Origin of the sequence: Drancourtella sp. An57, from assembly GCF_002161525.1 — a bacterium.
Taxonomy (GTDB): Bacteria; Bacillota; Clostridia; order Lachnospirales; family Lachnospiraceae; genus Sellimonas; species Sellimonas catena.
The window spans coordinates 1-16,947 of the sequence record NZ_NFHY01000020.1; the positions used below are offsets into that span (position 1 = coordinate 1).

The window sequence follows — 16,947 nt, forward strand, 5'->3', positions numbered from 1 at the left end:
TGTAACACTGAATTCTACTTTATAGCATAAAAAAAGTAGCAATTCTCTTCTTTTGTAAGAGTAATTGCTACTTTCATATTTCCTAATTTCAAAGTGGAATTAAACTTTTCACTTCAGCACTTTCTTTTCCGGCCTGAAAATGTCTTTCTTCTCAGGGCGCAAACACGTTTTATTTTAAAAACACTTTCGCAATTTTCAGATCTTCCGGCGTTGTTATTTTAATATTTTTATAGGATCCTTCCACCATCTTTACAGGGTGCTTCATCACCATTTCCACAGCCATGGCATCATCTGTCACATGACTGTGCGGGACAGCCATCATCTTCCGATATGCTTCTATAATCAGCGGCGCCTTGAAAACCTGTGGTGTCTGTATCATCCACATCTTTTTTCTGTCAGGTGTTTCTTCTGTTTCCAGATTCTCATTAACAATTTTGATCGTGTCTTTTACCGGCATTCCCGCTACACATGCCCCGCTTCGTCTCACCTCTTCATAGGTACGTTTTAATATAGAATCGTCTACAAGAGGTCTGGCTCCGTCATGGATAAATACATAGCTCTCTTCCTTATCTTCCATCTTGTCAACTATCTGAAGCGCATTCCAGACAGAATCATACCGTTCTTTTCCGCCTTCTGTAATCTGTGTCACTTTCTGAAATCCATAAAAGTCTACAATTGATTCTCTTACCTGGTCTTTTTCTTCTTTTCCTGATACAAGTATGATCTGATCGATCACTTCTGATTCTTCAAACGCCTTCAATGTATAATAAAGTACCGGTTTCCCGCACAAATCCATATACTGCTTTTGAATGGTTCCGCCCATTCTCTTTCCCTGTCCTGCCGCAAGCACGACCGCAATCCCTTTTGCTTTCATGGCTCCTCCTGCTTTCTAACGCTCTCCCAGTTTCAGATTCGGCACTGCGTTGAGATCCCATCCGCTTCGGATTCCGTTTTTATAATCATAGTATCCCGCTGCTCCGATCATAGCCGCATTATCCGTGCAGAGAATCGGAGAAGGATGGTAAAATTCGATTCCTCTTTCCTGACATGCCTGCCCCATAGCTGCGCGCAGAGCAGAATTGGATGCGACACCGCCTGCAATCGCCAGTTTCTTCAATCCATAGTTTTCGACTCCGATCATGGCATGGTCTACCAGCACATCGGTCACCGCTTTCTGGAAGGATGCCGCAATATCTGCCCGGTTATATTCAATCTGTTTCATTTTACACCCATTGATATAATTAAGCACTGCAGATTTTACTCCGCTGAAACTGAAGTCGTATACCGAGTCTCCGACATGCGCTCTTGGAAATTCAATAGCATTCGGATCTCCCTCTTTTGCCAGCTTGTCGATTTTCGGGCCTCCCGGATAGCCAAGATCAATGGCACGGGCTACTTTGTCAAACGCTTCCCCTGCCGCATCATCCTTCGTTTTTCCGAGAATTTTATATTTTCCATAGTCTTCCACACATACAAGATGTGTATGCCCTCCGGATACCACCAGACACAGAAACGGTGGTTCCAATTCTTTATTCTCAATATAGTTTGCTGAGATATGCCCTTCAATATGGTGCACTCCGATCAGAGGAAGGTTTCTGGCGTAGGCAATCGCCTTCGCTTCAGCCACTCCCACAAGCAGTGCTCCGACAAGTCCCGGTCCGTATGTCACCGCTACCGCGTCAATATCATTCAGGGTACACTTTGCTTCAGAAAGTGCCTCTTCGATTACCTGGTTAATTTTCTCTATATGTTTTCTGGAAGCAATTTCCGGCACAACTCCTCCATACAGCTTGTGCAGATCAATCTGAGAGGAAATAATATTAGAAAGCACTTCTCTCCCATTTCGCACAACTGCCGCTGCCGTTTCATCACAGGAGCTTTCTATTGCAAGTATTGTAATATCTTTTTCTTCGCTCATCTTCCTACCTCCATTACGATTCCGGGAAATCCAGATCTACGCTCATCCGGTCTTTTCCCGCCTTTGCGTAAGGAAAAATCTTCCGTACTTCGTCCATGTATTCTTCCGGTCTTGTCAACGACGGGCTGTAATGTGTCAGCCACATCTCCTTTACCTCTGCCTCCCTGGCGAGTTTCGCCGCCTCGTAAAAGGTCATATGCTTATATTCCACTGCCTTTTTCGCCTTCTCCGGCTCACCGTACATTCCCTCACAGATAAATAAATCCGAACCTTCGGCATTCTCACGGATCGATTTTGTCGGCCGTGTATCGGTACAATATGTAAGTTTGATCCCTTTCCTCGGTGGTCCAAGCACCATGTCCGGTGTGTAAATCCGGTCTCCGTCTTCGATGGTCTCCCCTTTTTGGAGAAAACGCCAGAATTTTTGAGGAATCTCGTGACTCGCGGCACGTTCTACATCAAATCTGCCGGCCCGGTCAATCTCGATCGTATATCCGTAACAGGTCACGTTATGGTTTACCCGGAAAGCGCGGATCCGATATCCTTCCATCTCAAACGTCTGCTGCGCCTCTGTGATTTCCATAAAACGCAGCTCAAAAGGTAGTTCCGGTGCAATAATGCGCAGTGCATTCACTACCCGTTCCAGCCCTTTCGGCCCGATCAAGGTGAGGGGCTCCTGCCTGTCCGCATTCCCCATGGTAAGCAGAAGTCCGGGAAGCCCGCTGATGTGATCTCCATGAAAATGAGTAAAGCAGATCACATCAATCGGCTTAAAACTCCATCCTTTTTCTTTGATCGCTATCTGTGTTCCCTCTCCGCAGTCGATCAGAATACTGCTTCCATTATAGCGCATCATCAGTGACGTCAGCCAGCGATATGGGAGCGGCATCATGCCGCCGGTTCCCAACAAACAAACATCCAGCATTTTTTCTCTCCTAACTGTCCTAGCATTGACTTTTCTTCCACAAAAAGAGCAAGTCTTTTATTCTCAGTAAAGAACAGCTGCATACCGGGAGGGGACTGTCTGGTCAGACTTCATTTTCCTTCTCCACCGGAATCACAAACTGCGAAACCATCCTGTCATAGCATTCCTCGCAAAGATCAAAACGGTGCACCTCGTTGTCCTTATTAGAAAAATATCCCCATCTTTTTTCTACAGAAATAAGCCCTTCCCGTATTACGCCATCCTTTATCTTGATTTCTTTTCCACACCCGTTGCAGAAAATCGTTTCTGTTTCTCTTCTTTCTTTCATCGTATAGCGGCGCATACAAATCCCTCCACTTTCGTTTCGCTTTTGTTACGCCTTTATTATAGTCTGTCCCGTTCTTCCTGTACACCGGAAACGGTTTCCAGACTTCTTGTCATCAGAACCGCATCCTCTTTCGGATTATCGTAAAATCCTTTTCGGATTCCGACATCCCGGAACCCCTTCTTTTGATAGAGGGCGCGTGCTGCCATATTACTTTTCCGGACTTCAAGATGCCATACGGCAGTTCCTTTCAATGCACCTTCTGAAATTACGGTATCAAGAAGAAAGCCTCCTGTTCCTCTTTCCCTGAATCCGGCGTCAACGGCAATCCGAACAACTTCACTTTCATCAAGCACTGTATAAATCACAATGTACCCGACAATTGTTTTCCTATCCTCTGCCACGTAGATTTCCGCCGTTTTCTGGCACATCGTCTCCCGGACTGCATCTTCACTCCACGCATCAGAAAAAACAGCCCGTTCTATCTCTGCAATCCGGGCTGCATCTTCTTCATTGGCCTTACGGGCAATCATGTTGTTGTTCCTTTTCTCGTTCCAGTCTCTCCCTCTCCGCCTGGGACATCCTGAGATAGTCCGGTTTGTGATCCCGCGCATGCTCTGTCTTTCCCTCTTTCGCATAAACCAGTCCAAGCGCGCCGACTGCCGCCGCACTCTGCCTGCACATATGAGGCGGTGCAAAAACATACGGCACTTTTACTGTCTCCTCAATTTTCTCCCGGTATACAGGCACTCCGTCCCCGAGAAATACAACGCGTTCTCCAAGCTCATTGAGCATTCCGGCAAGGACGGTAATGTCCTCCGCCAACTGCTCTTTTACTGTTTCAAACTTCTCTTCAAACCGGTAGATTCCTGTGTACACCTGATTTCTTCTTGCATCCATGATCGGACAGATCAGCCCGCTGCATCCGAACATTCGGTATGCCATGGCATCGACCGTCGGCACATGGATGAGCGGCTTATCAAGTGCAAGTCCCAGTCCTTTCGCAGTCGCAGAACCGATCCGAAGTCCGGTAAAAGACCCCGGCCCTCCTGCAACAGCAATCGCATCCACCGACCCGAGAGAAAGTCCGGTCATCCGGACCGCCTCATCAAGCATCGGCAGCAATGTCTGGGAGTGTGTCTTTTTATAATTCATCGTATATTCAAACAGGATCTGTTCGTCTTCCACAACAGCCACGCTTGCTGTCAGGCCCGAACTGTCCAGTGCCAGTATCCGCATAATAACGCCCCTTCTATTTCTGGAATCGCTCTGCCTGCTCTCTGATCAGCTCGGCATCATCGAAATAATTGATCTTCATGGCAGCCTTCACTTCAGAGAGTGTCTTTGCCGCTACTTCTTCCGCTTTCTCGCTTCCCTTTTTCAGGATCTCGTAGATTGCCGGAATGTCTTTTTCGTATTCTTTTCTCCGTTTTCTAATCGGCTCCAGTTCCTCCTGGATCACTTCATTGAGGAAGCGTTTTACCTTCACATCGCCAAGGCCACCGCGTGTATAGTGGGCTTTGAGTTCATCCAGATTTGCATATTCCGGAAGGAATTCTTCAAAATGACGATCTTTACAGAATGCATCCAGATAGATAAATACCGGATTTCCTTCCACTTTTCCAGGGTCAGAAACCTTCAGGTGGTTCGGATCGGTAAACATATTCATAATCTTCTTTTTCACATCGTCCGCACTGTCGGAAAGATAAATACAGTTATGCAAAGACTTGCTCATCTTTGCCTTTCCGTCTGTACCCGGAAGTCTCAGACATGCCTGATTGGATGGGAGCAGAACTTCCGGCTCTACCAGCGTCTCTCCGTAAACGGAATTAAACTTCCGCACGATCTCCTTTGTCTGCTCCAGCATTGGCAGCTGGTCTTCACCGACCGGAACGGTCGTTGCCTTAAATGCGGTGATATCCGCTGCCTGGCTGATCGGATAGGTGAAAAATCCGACCGGAATGCTCGCCTCAAAGTTTCTCATCTGAATTTCGGATTTTACCGTTGGATTTCTCTGGAGCCTTGATACGGTTACCAGATTCATATAATAAAAGGAAAGCTCACAAAGCTCCGGAATCTGTGACTGAATCAGAAGCGTTGCTTTTTCCGGATCCAGTCCGCAGGAAAGGTAATCAAGCGCAACCTCAATAATATTCTGGCGCACCTTCTCCGGATTGTCCGCATTGTCTGTCAGAGCCTGAGCATCCGCAATCATGATAAACACTTCATCATATTTTCCCGAATTCTGAAGCTCTACTCTCCCTTTCAGAGAACCGACGTAATGTCCGACATGAAGCTTTCCAGTCGGTCTGTCCCCTGTTAATATAATCTTTGACATTATTATCCCTCCAGTTTATTGATAGAAATTTTTCTGTAATCAAATCCTTTTTCCAGATCTTTTTCAATCACGATCCGGATTCTTGTTTCCGGTAGAATCTCCTCAATCAGATTCGCCCACTCAATCAGACATACGCCTTCACCGTGAATGTAATCTTCATATCCGATTTCATCCATCTCTTCCACGTCTCCAATCCGGTACACGTCAAAATGATAGAACGGAAGACGCCCGTCTTCGTATTCCTGCACGATCGTAAAGGTCGGACTTACAACATCCTCACGTACTCCAAGTCCGTACGCAAGCCCTTTTGTAAAAATCGTCTTGCCGACGCCAAGATCCCCTTCCAGAGTAAAGACATCTCCGCTTTGGGCCGATTCGCCGATTTCTTTTCCGAGCTCAAACGTCTCCTGCTCTGAATATGTCTCTCTTACCATAGTGTCTCCTCCCTATTTTTTCTTTTTCTTCTTTCTTGAAAACAGAAACGGAAGGATCTTACCGGAATTATCCTCAATCAGCTCCTCCGGGAACAATGTCCGCAATGTCTTCTTCAGAGGATCCATCTGCGGTCCGATATCACTGTTCGGGAAAATAAATGCCGCATACGGTGTCTGATAAATCGCCACCAGATTCGGTGTCATCATAACGCGGTACATATCTTTCCACGGAGTGATTTTATTTTTTCCGGCACGCTCTACTCTGAGCCCGTCTTTTTCCAGCGTATAGCGGATCGGCGTGCTGTAGATTTTACTTTTCTTTAACTGACTGGCTGCACTGAACTTTAAGATCGATGGTACAACAAACAAAAGAGTTGCAAAAATAAACACAAGCCCCAGCCCCCATGAAACCCTGCCCATCGCAAAACTTATAATCGCACCGATCCAGCAGGCAACTCCCACTACGAGGTATAAAATTCCCTTGATCCCGTGATATGTATGAAACATAAGAAATTCAAAAAGTGCTTCCTGTGTCATTTTCACTTCAAAACTTGGTTTCATCTGTATTCCTCCATATTTCCGAATATTGAAATTATAACGCATCCTGTCCGCGGTTACAACAGCAAGTTTGCGAAGAATCTCCTGATTTTTCCAGGATCAGAAAAACCTCTGCGCACAGCAGAGGTTTCGGTTTAGTAATTTTCTGTCATTTTTACTCATTTACTCTATGGAGGACCGGACTGACTTTCTTATAGATCAAAAGCAGAATTGCCGATACCAAAATACCCTTGATCAGATTAAATGGTGCCACTGCAAGGATCACAAAAGTTGCAACTCCGTCAATTGCCGGATTCAATGCATGCCCCATCTGAACAATCGTATCAAGCGGCATTCCAAATGCTGCAGCATAGGTCGGAAGCAGGATATAAGCATTGAGCACGCATCCGATCAGCGCCATAAATACAGTACCTGCGGCAAGTCCGATCATCGCTCCCTTTTTCGTATGCATTTTCTGGTAAATCAGCCCGGCCGGCACACAGAGGCTGCATCCGATCAGGAAGTTTGCGATCTCTCCCACACCGCCTGTTTCAGTCCCATTAATCACGAAATTCAGAAGAATCTTGATACATTCTGTCATAACTCCCGCCACAGGACCCATCGCAAATGTTCCAAGAAGGACCGGAATTTCACTGATATCCAGTTTGTAAAAGCTCGGTACAAAAGGAAGCGGAAATTCAAAAAGCATCAGGACGGTAGCTACCGCTGCAAGCATGCCGACCTGGGCCATCGATCTGACTTTCGTACTGCTTCTTCTTCTTATTTGTGTGTTTTTCTGCGTGTTTTCCATGTTTCTTCTCTCCTTTTTTTGAATAATAGACTCAATTCAGAAAAGAAACTCTTCCTGCCATAAAGTTTCCCTTATGGAAATGGGAATGTACAAAAAAATCCCCGGAACCATATGTTCCGGGGTTTGATGCTCTGCTTCAGATACAAATATCTGACGCTTCGTACATTTCTTCTCTCATCCAGACTGTACTGTCGGTTCCGGAATTGCACCGGATCAGCTGCCAATGGCAGGTCGCGGACTTTCACCGCCGGTTGGGACTTTCACCCGACCCCGAAGAATTTTTTCCTGTTAACATTTAGTATAGAACAGTCTTTTGGAAAATTCAATACCTTTTTGTCTTTTACATTCAGGGTAAGCAGCATTCTTTACCGGATTCCTTTCATAGTAAGCTGAATCCGTTTTTTCTTGAGGTCCACACTCAGTACTTTAACATCCACGATATCACCCACACTGACCGCTTCCAACGGATGTTTGATAAACTTTTTGTCGGTGATTTCGGAAATATGTACCAGACCATCCTGATGAACGCCGATATCCACAAACACCCCGAAGTCAATGACATTGCGAACCGTTCCTTTCAGAACCATCCCTTCTTTTAAGTCTTTCATTTCCAGAACGTCGGTCCTGAGAATCGGTTTCGGCATCTCTTCTCTTGGATCTCTGGCCGGCTTTTCCAGCTCTTTTACAATATCATGCAGAGTGATCTCACCGATTCCAAGCTCTTCTGCCAGTTTCCGGTAGTCGCGGATGGTGGCCGGAAGGGCTGCAAGATTTCCTGCTTTTAAATCCTCTGTTGTGAATCCCTGCTTTTTCAGAAGTTTTTCTGCCGCTTCGTAGGATTCCGGATGGACGCTTGTCCTGTCAAACGGATTATCCCCGCCTTCGATCCGCATAAATCCCGCACACTGCTCATATGCCTTCGGTCCAAGTTTCGGCACCTTTAAAAGCTGCTTTCTGTTTGTAAATCTTCCGTTTTCTTCTCTGTAAGCCACAATATTTTTTGCGATTGTGTTTGAGATACCGGAAATATAGGATAAAAGCGGAGCAGATGCCGTATTCAAATCTACACCGACCTTGTTGACACAGTCTTCCACCACGCCATTCAGCGCTTCCGTCAGCTTTTTCTGGTTCATATCATGCTGGTACTGGCCGACCCCGATGGATTTTGGATCAATCTTTACAAGTTCTGCAAGCGGATCCTGAAGCCTTCTTGCAATTGACGCGGCACTTCTCTGTCCCACATCAAAATTCGGAAATTCTTCCGATGCCAGCTTGCTTGCGGAGTACACTGATGCTCCCGCCTCATTTACAATCACATACTGTACGTGCTCTTCCGGGATTTCTTTTAACAGTTCCACAATAAACTGTTCCGATTCTCTGGATGCTGTTCCGTTTCCAAGAGAAATCAGGCTGATATGATACTTCGGAATAATCTTTTTGAGCAGGTCCTTGGATGCCTTGATTTTGGCAGGGGTAGTCGGCGCTGTCGGATAAATCACTGTCGTTCCGATCACTTTTCCGGTCGGATCCACAACCGCAAGTTTACATCCGGTCCGGAATGCCGGATCCCAGCCAAGCACAACCCGTCCTGTAATCGGAGGCTGCATAAGAAGCTGTGTCAGATTTTTCCCGAACACAGCAATGGCCCCGTCCTCCGCCTTTTCCGTAAGTTCATTGCGGATTTCCCTCTCAATGGCCGGCGCAATCAGACGACTGTAGCTGTCCTTGACCGCCTCTTTTAATACAGGTTCTGTATATGGATTATCCCCATGAATAATCTGTTTTTCCAGATAGCGGAGGATTTCTTCTTCCGGCGCTTCCATTCTGACCGTCAGAATTTTTTCTTTTTCTCCCCGGTTCAGAGCCAGAATTCTATGACCGGCAATCCTGGATGCTGCTTCCTCAAACTCATAGTACATCTCATAGACCGATTCCTGCTTTTCATCCTTTGCCTCTGAAACAATCTTTCCTTTCTGGAACGTCATCTTCCGGATTCTCGTCCGGTATTTTGCCTCATCGGAGATCATCTCAGCCAGAATGTCCTGTGCGCCGGCAAGTGCCTCTTCAGGGGAGGCAACATTCTTTTCCTCCGATACATAGGCTTTGGCCGCCTCAATCGCCGGCTCTTTCAACTTCTGTAAAAGGAGAAGCGCCGCAAGCGGCTCCAGTCCTTTTTCTTTTGCGATTGTCGCCCTCGTTCTTCTTTTCGGACGGTACGGGCGGTACAGATCGTCCACCGCCACCTGGGTCTGTGCCTCCTGAATCTGAGCTTTCAGTTCTTCGGTAAGCTTTCCCTGCTCCTCGATGCTTGAGAGCACCTGCGCTTTCTTCTCCTCCAGATTCCGAAGATAAGTAAGTCTCTCATGGAGTTTTCTGAGCTGCTCGTCATCCAGTGTTCCGGTTGCTTCTTTTCTGTATCTTGCAATAAACGGGATCGTGTTTCCTTCATCAATCAGTCCGACTGCCGCTTCGACCTGCCATTTTTTTACATTCAGTTCTTCCGTAATCTTCTGAATAATATCCATTTTTTGATTCCTTTCCAAAAAAGTACTTCCCTGTCATTATAGCGGAAGGTCTTTTTCTGCGCAACTTCATAAAAACAGAGTTTGCTCTGTTTTTCTTGAAATCTGACTCTTCCTATGTTATATTTTGGATGATAAGGAGGGCACTGATTATGAAAGAAACGAACGGACAGACTCTGTCAAAGCAGCAGCAAAAATCTCTTGAAACGAAAAACCGGATCTTTTCCGCCGCGAAGAGTATTCTTCAGAGGAAAGGGTACGATGCACTCTCCATCAAAAACATCTGTGAAGAAGCAGGCGTATCCAACGGAAGCTTTTATCATCACTTTAAAACAAAAGATGACCTGCTTTCCTATTATATAGAAGAACAGCCTACGATCGATCCGGACTGTCTGGAACTCCCGGAAAATGCCGCCGAGGCAAAAAGGGCAATCATTCTTGTCTATCTTAATTATGTCAGCTACTGCAAAGAGCTCGGTGTCGCTTTTATATCCAACTATTACACGCCAAAAAACCAGGCTCTAAATCCGGCCATCCGCACAAAGCGGCCTTATCCGATCGTAACAGTAACGGATTACCTGGCTCGTGCACTGGAAGCCGGCACTGTATCTGCCAGCCTGTCCCTGGATGAGATCTCCACCGATATCCGGATGATTGTCATCGGAAATGTCTTTGAATGGTGTCTGCGGGACGGAAATACAGACTTTGACGGAAATATGGAGCGTTCACTCGGGAAATATCTGGACAGTGTTCTGAAATAGTGTGGTTTCGCTTCCCGTCAGGGAACAAAACAGTTTAGAAATGGCAAAAACCTTTCAGATAAGCGTTTCTGAAAGGTCTTTTCATTTTAGAAGGGAATTTGTAATTCTTACTTTGGTAACTGTTTACCTTTGATGCTTTTATTATATCCCCGGCCCCCTGCAAAATCAAATCGGTTATCCTGATATATTTCTTCATTTATAGGCATTTTCTATGTTTTGTACATTCTTCCCAATTTCATTGTATATTTTTTAACTTCTATTGTGTATTTTTCTGACATGTTGTAAAATAGAAGTATACGTGATTCGTAAAATGAAATTGTGAGGTGAAAAGATATGAGCAGACTAGAACTCCCTACCCCGAGCAAAGCGCAGCTGGTCGTTGAGGGATTATACAAAGATTTAGAGCGGCGGATTGAAGCAAGCCCGCCGGGACTCTGCCCTGTAGATATCTCGAGGGCGTTCCTCGAACTGTGCCATGCTCAGACATGCGGCAAATGTGTGCCATGCCGCATTGGTCTTTTACAGTTGAAACATCTGATCACAGATGTTCTGAATGGAAAGGCTACAATGGAAACCCTTGACCTGATGGAGCGTACCGCCCGTTCAATTATGGAGACCGCGGACTGTGCCATCGGATATGAAGCTGCCAATATGGTTTATAAAGGCTTGATCGGTTATCGTGAAGACTATGAAGAGCATATCCGGAACGGACGTTGTACATGTACCTACAACCAGCCTGTTCCATGTGTTGCACTTTGTCCTGCCCACGTTGACATCCCGGGCTATATCGCTCTCGTACGCGAAGGACGCTACGCCGATGCTATCCGGCTGATCCGGAAAGACAATCCGTTCCCGACCACGTGCGGATTTATCTGCGAACATCCGTGTGAGGCAAGATGCCGCCGTAATATGGTCGATGATGCTGTCAATATCCGCGGTTTGAAGCGGATGGCTGCGGACTATGCCGGAAAGGTACCTCCGCCGGAATGCGCTCCTTCCACCGGAAAGACTGTCGCAGTCATCGGAGGCGGCCCTGGAGGATTAAGTGCCGCATACTATCTGCAGCTTATGGGACATCAGGTAACTGTATATGAGATGCTTCCGGAACTTGGCGGTATGCTCCGTTATGGTATTCCAAACTACCGTCTTCCGAAAGACCGTCTCAACGAAGACATTCAGGCAATTCTTGATACCGGCGTCAAAGTAAAATACGGTCTCCGTATCGGGCAGGACATCACCGTACAGGAACTGCGCGCTTCCTACGATGCAGTCCTGATCACTATCGGAGCCAGCACAGATAAAAAACTCGGCATCGAAGGCGAGGACGCCGAGGGCGTAATGTCCGCAGTCCGTTTCCTCCGTGATGTAGGAAAAGGTATTAACCCGGATCTTACCGGACAGGAAGTTGCCATTGTCGGAGGCGGAAATGTGTCCATGGACGCTGTTCGTTCTGCTGTCAGACTTGGTGCGAAAAAAGTCAGCATCCTGTACCGCCGCCGTACCGCAGACATGACTGCGCTTCCGGCCGAAATTGAAGGTGCCATTGCAGAAGGCGTGGAAATCCGCACATTACGCGCTCCTTCCCGCATCGAGACGGATGAAAACGGACATATCCGCGGTATCTATGTGACACCGCAGATGATCAGCCAGATCAAAGGAGGACGCGCAAGTGTCAAACCGTCCGGACTTCCGGATGAGTTTGTTCCATGTACAACCCTGATCGTTGCCATTGGGCAGAACATTGAAACAGAACATTTTGAAAAAGCCGGGCTTCCTGTAGAAAGAGGAAAAATCATGGCTGAAAAATTCGGCGGATTCAGCAATCTTCCTGGAGTTTTTGCCGGCGGAGACTGCGCTACCGGTCCTGCTACCGTAATCCGCGCGATCGCGGCCGCAAAGGTTGTTGCCGCAAATATTGATGAATATCTGGGATACCATCACGAAATCACTTGTGATGTCGAGATTCCGGAGCCGAATCTGGATGACCGTGTACCGTGCGGACGTGTTGAGCTTCCTGAGCGGGAAGCCTGTGAGCGTATCCACGACTTTGACGGTGTAGAACAATGCATGACCTGTCAGGAAGCACAGCAGGAGGCAAACCGCTGCCTGCGCTGCGACCACTTTGGTTTTGGAATATTTAAAGGAGGCCGCGAGAAAGTATGGTAAATCTTAAAATCGACAATAAAGAAATCTGTGTACCGGAAGGTACCACGATTATGGATGCGGCAGCTCAAAACGGAATCATCATTCCGAAACTCTGTTATCTGAAAGATATCAACGAAATCGCTGCCTGCCGTGTCTGCGTAGTAGAAATGGAAGGTAAGGACCGCCTGATCACCTCCTGTAACAACACTGTTCAGGAAGGCATGGTTCTTTATACAAACAGCCCGAAGGTACGTGCGGACCGCCGTAATACCGTGCAGCTCATTCTTTCCCAGCATGACTGCAAATGCGCGACCTGTGTCCGCAGCGGCAACTGTTCTCTTCAGAAGATTGCCAACGACCTGAATATTCTGGAGCTTCCATTCGGCGAGCGTATCGAACGCCAGCCATGGAACAAGGATTTCCCGCTGATTCGGGATTCCGCAAAATGTATCAAATGTATGCGCTGTATCCAGATCTGTGACAAGGTTCAGAGCCTGCACATCTGGGATCTGGAAGGAACCGGCTCCCGCTCTACAGTCAATGTATCAGGCGGCCGTAAGATTGAAGAAGCAGACTGTTCCCTCTGCGGACAGTGTATTACTCATTGTCCGGTTGGTGCTCTGCGCGAGCGCGACGATACAGAAAAAGTCTGGGATGCAATTGCAGATAAAAACACAATCACAGTAGCACAGATCGCTCCGGCTGTCCGTACTGCATGGGGCGAGGCTCTTGGTCTTTCACGTGAAGATGCTACAGTCAACAAAATCGCTGATGCTCTTCACAAGATCGGAGTTGACTATGTGTTTGACACCAGCTTCTCCGCCGATCTTACGATCATGGAAGAGGGAAATGAATTTCTGGAACGTTTTACTAAAGGAGAGACGAAATTACGTCCGATGTTTACATCCTGCTGTCCTGGATGGATCCGTTTCATCAAATCCCAGTTCCCGCATCTGGTGCCTCAGCTTTCCACAGCCAAATCTCCTCAGCAGATGTTTGGCGCAGTGATGAAGACTTACTTTGCAGATTCCATCAATGTAAGTCCGGATCGTATTTTTACAATTTCCATCATGCCTTGCGTCGCGAAAAAAGGAGAGCGCAATATGGAGCTTTTCTATGAAGAATACGCCGGCCATGATACCGATGTGGTTCTGACCACACGTGAGCTGACGCGCATGATCCGTTCTGCCCACATTCCGCCGCATTCTCTTGAGAATCGGGAATTTGACAGACTGATGAAAGAATATACAGGCGCCGGCGTTATCTTTGGTGTAACAGGCGGTGTTATGGAAGCTGCTCTTCGTTCCGCTTACTATCTTGTAACCGGAAGAAATGCGGATCCGGACGCATTTAAGGCTGTACGCAATGACGGAAAAGGCGTGAAATCAGCCGAAATCCAGATTGGCGATGCCGTTGTGAAAGCTGCTGTTGTAAGCGGACTTGGAAATACAAGACGTCTGCTGCAGCAGATCAAACGCGGAGAAGTCCATTATGATTTCGTGGAAGTCATGGCATGCCCTGGCGGCTGTGTAGGCGGAGGCGGACAGATCATCCACGATGGCGAAGAACTTGCCCACGAAAGAGGACAGAGCCTCTACTTCCTGGACAAGAATGCACCACTTCGTTTTTCCCACGAAAATCCTGATGTACAGAAGCTGTATGCGGACTTTATGGGACAGCCGCTGTCTCACCGTGCCCACCAGCTGTTACATACTGATCATCAGGCATGGGCGATGCCTCGTTCTGACAGATAATATGCACTGATTTTATTTCTGCCTTCGGAGATCCGGCTGTTTCTGCCATTCTCCGAAGGCGGTTTTTATTTCAGAAAATTTCAGGAGGAATTATGTACACTTTTATCATCAATCCGCACTCCCGCTCTGGAAAAGGACTCACAATCTGGCACACCGTTGAGGCTCAGCTAGAACAGCGCCAAATCTGTTATACCGCCTTTTTCACAAAATATCAAAGGCAAGCCACCACATATGTCCGGAAGCTTACCTCCGACGGATCTTCCCGTGTTCTTGTGGTTCTCGGCGGAGACGGCACTTTGAATGAAGTCATTAACGGGATCTGCTTTCCGGAGCGGGTTACACTCGGTTATATCCCAACCGGCTCCAGCAACGATTTTGCCCGCAGCTTTGGTATCCCAAATGATCCTCTGCGCGCTCTGGAAATTATCCTGAATCCAGGACGGACCGTACACATGGACGTTGGAACCATGTCATACGAAGGGAAACACCGGCGTTTTGCAGTCAGTGCCGGCATAGGTTTCGATGCCGCAATCTGCCACGAAGCGGTTGTTTCAAAGTGGAAGCGGATACTGAACCGGATTCATCTCGGGAAATTTACCTATGCCGTCATTGCGCTTCACCGGCTTTTACTTACATCCACCTGCCCTTTCCATATCGTCCTTGATGATGAAAAAGAGGTGTCCTTTCCAAAAGGATGGTTTGCTGCAGTGATGAACCACCCTTGTGAAGGCGGCGGATTTTATTTTTGTCCTGATGCCCGGCCGGACGACGGACAACTTGATGTTCTGGTCGTATCCGGCCTGAAGGCTCCGGCTCTTCTTCTTACTCTTCCATTCGCGCTTTTCGGGAAACATACAAAATTTCACGGTGTCCATTTATTCCGCTGCAAAAAAGTTTCCATCCATACAGCCAGTGCCCTTCCCGTACATACAGACGGCGAACCTGTTTTTTTACAACGATGTTTTACAGCTTCTATCGAGGCCTGTCCTTTAAAAGTGATCGTATCTTAAAATATTTATAAAATATTCAATCTCTTTTCACAGAATTGTGGTATACTAAGATTTACTGATGGTATAATATAGTGACTGTCATCAGATGATGGACATACAAATGAAAAGGGGAGAAACGCTATGAAATGTCCGAAATGTGGTAATGAACTGCGGGAAAGCAAAAAAACTCCTGGCTATTTTTTATGTGATTCCTGCAAAAAGAAATTCAGCCAGGAAACTCTGGACCGGTTTCAGTCTGCCAGACCTGTCCGCAGGAAAAAACCTGCACCGGTAAAGCCGGAAGAGCCAGATGAAACAACTCAGACAGAAACTAACCAGACAGAAGAAATTCAGGCAGAAGAAGCTCAGACAAGCATGACTCCAGAAGAAAATGTTCAGGAAGAGCCGGTTCAGGCAGAAGCCGATCAAACAGAAACATCTCCGGAAGAACCGGAAGAAGAAACTGTTTCGGAAGAATCTGTTCAGGAAGAATCTTCTGAAACAGAAACGGCAGAACCGGAAGGACAGACCTATTCCAACATCCCTCCGGAAGAGGTAAGGAATGAGCGTGAAAAAGAAATGAAGGCCAATTATGAGGCCATGCTGAATATAAAAGACGAAACTTCTGATGACTCGGAAGCTGATGATGTAATTCCGGTTTTCGGTGGTTTCCGTGTTCTGATTGGAATTGTATCGATCCTATGCGCCGCTTTTCTTGCTTACCAGGCTTATGATTCAGGTATCTTTACTACCTTTATACATACGCCGGGACTGACAGGAATTGCCGGTATGGTACTTGCAGTCTGCTTCCTGATCGGTGGTCTTGTGGTATTAATTACTCACCGCAGGAACAGTGTGCCGGCATTTATTGTACCTTGTATTTTTTATCTTGGAGGAGCCGTAGGAGGATTCTTTATCCCGGGTTCTGTCATGACTGTACAGATTCTGCTCTTTGTGTCTGCTTTGTTTGGAGCATTTCTGCTCTTTGCACTTGGCTGTGCCAAAGAGATCCATGTTGCCCTCCGGGTACTTGTTTTCATCGTTGCAGTTGCGGTTGCAGCCGGTGCCTACTATGTGGCTCAGTATGTGGTTCCGCAGAGTTCGGCAAGTTCCGGTAAAAATCTTCGTCTGACCACGGATGATTTTACCGTCTCATTTGAAAAATCTGATATCGGAACAGATTATGAGGGCGAACAGGCTCTTATGGTTTATTACACAATTACAAATAAAGGTTCCGAAACCCTGGTTCCATCTGTTGCCGTTACTTTCAAGGCACTGCAGGATGATACCACTCTGGATCCTACGATTGTCTCGGATGAACCACTGTCAGAAAATGAAAGCGCAGAAGTCAGTCAGGGCGACAGCGTGCGTGTGTGCACCTCCTTTATTCTTCTTGATCAGTCCGATGTGACTCTTCAGCTTTATGAAACTTTCGGTTCAAACAGTAATATAGCTGAGACAACATTGAATCTGGATTAATCCGGTTCA

16 protein-coding genes and 1 riboswitch are annotated in these 16,947 nt (G+C 46.9%); of the genes, 5 read left to right on the forward strand and 11 right to left on the reverse strand.

The features are described from left to right. Positions 1 to 169 precede the first annotated feature (169 nt). The 11 genes from ispD to B5G11_RS14020 all read right to left on the reverse strand — a co-directional run bounded on the left by ispD (position 170) and on the right by B5G11_RS14020 (position 9,813). Positions 170 to 874: a 2-C-methyl-D-erythritol 4-phosphate cytidylyltransferase gene (gene ispD / locus B5G11_RS13970; protein ID WP_087168632.1), complete on the reverse strand. Its 705-nt coding sequence runs from the start codon at positions 872 to 874 to the stop codon at positions 170 to 172. Positions 875 to 889: 15 nt separating this feature from the next. Continuing rightward, on the reverse strand, positions 890 to 1,918 hold the full coding sequence (tsaD, locus tag B5G11_RS13975) for a tRNA (adenosine(37)-N6)-threonylcarbamoyltransferase complex transferase subunit TsaD (protein WP_087254894.1): 1,029 nt from the start codon (positions 1,916 to 1,918) through the stop codon (positions 890 to 892). Between the two features lie 13 nt (positions 1,919 to 1,931). After that, positions 1,932 to 2,843, reverse strand: a complete 912-nt coding sequence (locus B5G11_RS13980) for a ribonuclease Z (RefSeq protein WP_087168634.1) — start codon at positions 2,841 to 2,843, stop codon at positions 1,932 to 1,934. A 103-nt stretch (positions 2,844 to 2,946) separates the two neighbouring features. Continuing rightward, positions 2,947 to 3,171 (reverse strand): hypothetical protein, encoded by a 225-nt coding sequence (locus B5G11_RS13985; protein ID WP_343215518.1) that lies wholly within the window; start codon positions 3,169 to 3,171, stop codon positions 2,947 to 2,949. Positions 3,172 to 3,227: 56 nt separating this feature from the next. Then, the gene (gene rimI / locus B5G11_RS13990; RefSeq protein WP_158099296.1) at positions 3,228 to 3,701 is read right to left on the reverse strand and encodes a ribosomal protein S18-alanine N-acetyltransferase; all 474 of its coding nucleotides are present in this window, start codon (positions 3,699 to 3,701) and stop codon (positions 3,228 to 3,230) included. Continuing rightward, positions 3,688 to 4,407, reverse strand: a complete 720-nt coding sequence (tsaB, locus tag B5G11_RS13995; RefSeq protein WP_087254900.1) for a tRNA (adenosine(37)-N6)-threonylcarbamoyltransferase complex dimerization subunit type 1 TsaB — start codon at positions 4,405 to 4,407, stop codon at positions 3,688 to 3,690. The genes rimI and tsaB overlap by 14 nt, the downstream gene beginning before the upstream one ends. 13 nt (positions 4,408 to 4,420) lie before the next feature. Next, positions 4,421 to 5,506, reverse strand: coding sequence for a tryptophan--tRNA ligase (gene trpS / locus B5G11_RS14000; RefSeq protein ID WP_087254903.1), 1,086 nt, complete (start codon positions 5,504 to 5,506; stop codon positions 4,421 to 4,423). A gap of 2 nt (positions 5,507 to 5,508) precedes the next feature. Beyond that, a complete protein-coding gene (gene tsaE / locus B5G11_RS14005; protein ID WP_087168639.1) occupies positions 5,509 to 5,940 on the reverse strand; it encodes a tRNA (adenosine(37)-N6)-threonylcarbamoyltransferase complex ATPase subunit type 1 TsaE in 432 nt (143 codons plus the stop codon). A gap of 12 nt (positions 5,941 to 5,952) precedes the next feature. Further along, the gene (locus B5G11_RS14010) at positions 5,953 to 6,501 is read right to left on the reverse strand and encodes a YcxB family protein (RefSeq protein WP_158099297.1); all 549 of its coding nucleotides are present in this window, start codon (positions 6,499 to 6,501) and stop codon (positions 5,953 to 5,955) included. Between the two features lie 151 nt (positions 6,502 to 6,652). After that, entirely contained in the window at positions 6,653 to 7,288 is a 636-nt protein-coding gene (locus tag B5G11_RS14015; protein WP_087254909.1) for an ECF transporter S component, read from the reverse strand. Positions 7,289 to 7,450: 162 nt separating this feature from the next. After that, a riboswitch (FMN riboswitch) is annotated at positions 7,451 to 7,570 on the reverse strand. An 83-nt stretch (positions 7,571 to 7,653) separates the two neighbouring features. Continuing rightward, positions 7,654 to 9,813: a Tex family protein gene (locus B5G11_RS14020; RefSeq protein WP_087254912.1), complete on the reverse strand. Its 2,160-nt coding sequence runs from the start codon at positions 9,811 to 9,813 to the stop codon at positions 7,654 to 7,656. Positions 9,814 to 9,962: 149 nt separating this feature from the next. Here B5G11_RS14020 and B5G11_RS14025 point away from each other — a divergent pair, with 149 nt between their 5' ends. The 5 genes from B5G11_RS14025 to B5G11_RS14045 all read left to right on the forward strand — a co-directional run bounded on the left by B5G11_RS14025 (position 9,963) and on the right by B5G11_RS14045 (position 16,938). Then, on the forward strand, positions 9,963 to 10,571 hold the full coding sequence (locus tag B5G11_RS14025; RefSeq protein ID WP_087168643.1) for a TetR/AcrR family transcriptional regulator: 609 nt from the start codon (positions 9,963 to 9,965) through the stop codon (positions 10,569 to 10,571). Positions 10,572 to 10,904: 333 nt separating this feature from the next. Continuing rightward, positions 10,905 to 12,737: an NAD(P)-binding protein gene (locus B5G11_RS14030; RefSeq protein WP_087254914.1), complete on the forward strand. Its 1,833-nt coding sequence runs from the start codon at positions 10,905 to 10,907 to the stop codon at positions 12,735 to 12,737. Next, entirely contained in the window at positions 12,731 to 14,470 is a 1,740-nt protein-coding gene (locus B5G11_RS14035) for a [FeFe] hydrogenase, group A (protein ID WP_087254916.1), read from the forward strand. The genes B5G11_RS14030 and B5G11_RS14035 overlap by 7 nt, the downstream gene beginning before the upstream one ends. Before the next feature lie 92 nt (positions 14,471 to 14,562). Next, positions 14,563 to 15,480: a diacylglycerol kinase family protein gene (locus B5G11_RS14040; protein ID WP_087254919.1), complete on the forward strand. Its 918-nt coding sequence runs from the start codon at positions 14,563 to 14,565 to the stop codon at positions 15,478 to 15,480. 120 nt (positions 15,481 to 15,600) lie between these two features. Then, entirely contained in the window at positions 15,601 to 16,938 is a 1,338-nt protein-coding gene (locus B5G11_RS14045; RefSeq protein ID WP_087254922.1) for a DUF5067 domain-containing protein, read from the forward strand. The last annotated feature ends 9 nt before the right edge of the window (positions 16,939 to 16,947 follow it).

Coding starts and splice junctions, on each gene's coding strand:
- ispD (WP_087168632.1), bottom strand. CDS start 874: ATGAAAGCAAAAGGGATTGCGGTCGTGCTTGCGGCAGGACAGGGAAAG.
- tsaD (WP_087254894.1), bottom strand. CDS start 1,918: ATGAGCGAAGAAAAAGATATTACAATACTTGCAATAGAAAGCTCCTGT.
- B5G11_RS13980 (WP_087168634.1), bottom strand. CDS start 2,843: ATGCTGGATGTTTGTTTGTTGGGAACCGGCGGCATGATGCCGCTCCCA.
- B5G11_RS13985 (WP_343215518.1), bottom strand. CDS start 3,171: ATGAAAGAAAGAAGAGAAACAGAAACGATTTTCTGCAACGGGTGTGGA.
- rimI (WP_158099296.1), bottom strand. CDS start 3,701: ATGATTGCCCGTAAGGCCAATGAAGAAGATGCAGCCCGGATTGCAGAG.
- tsaB (WP_087254900.1), bottom strand. CDS start 4,407: ATGCGGATACTGGCACTGGACAGTTCGGGCCTGACAGCAAGCGTGGCT.
- trpS (WP_087254903.1), bottom strand. CDS start 5,506: ATGTCAAAGATTATATTAACAGGGGACAGACCGACTGGAAAGCTTCAT.
- tsaE (WP_087168639.1), bottom strand. CDS start 5,940: ATGGTAAGAGAGACATATTCAGAGCAGGAGACGTTTGAGCTCGGAAAA.
- B5G11_RS14010 (WP_158099297.1), bottom strand. CDS start 6,501: ATGAAACCAAGTTTTGAAGTGAAAATGACACAGGAAGCACTTTTTGAA.
- B5G11_RS14015 (WP_087254909.1), bottom strand. CDS start 7,288: ATGGAAAACACGCAGAAAAACACACAAATAAGAAGAAGAAGCAGTACG.
- B5G11_RS14020 (WP_087254912.1), bottom strand. CDS start 9,813: ATGGATATTATTCAGAAGATTACGGAAGAACTGAATGTAAAAAAATGG.
- B5G11_RS14025 (WP_087168643.1), top strand. CDS start 9,963: ATGAAAGAAACGAACGGACAGACTCTGTCAAAGCAGCAGCAAAAATCT.
- B5G11_RS14030 (WP_087254914.1), top strand. CDS start 10,905: ATGAGCAGACTAGAACTCCCTACCCCGAGCAAAGCGCAGCTGGTCGTT.
- B5G11_RS14035 (WP_087254916.1), top strand. CDS start 12,731: ATGGTAAATCTTAAAATCGACAATAAAGAAATCTGTGTACCGGAAGGT.
- B5G11_RS14040 (WP_087254919.1), top strand. CDS start 14,563: ATGTACACTTTTATCATCAATCCGCACTCCCGCTCTGGAAAAGGACTC.
- B5G11_RS14045 (WP_087254922.1), top strand. CDS start 15,601: ATGAAATGTCCGAAATGTGGTAATGAACTGCGGGAAAGCAAAAAAACT.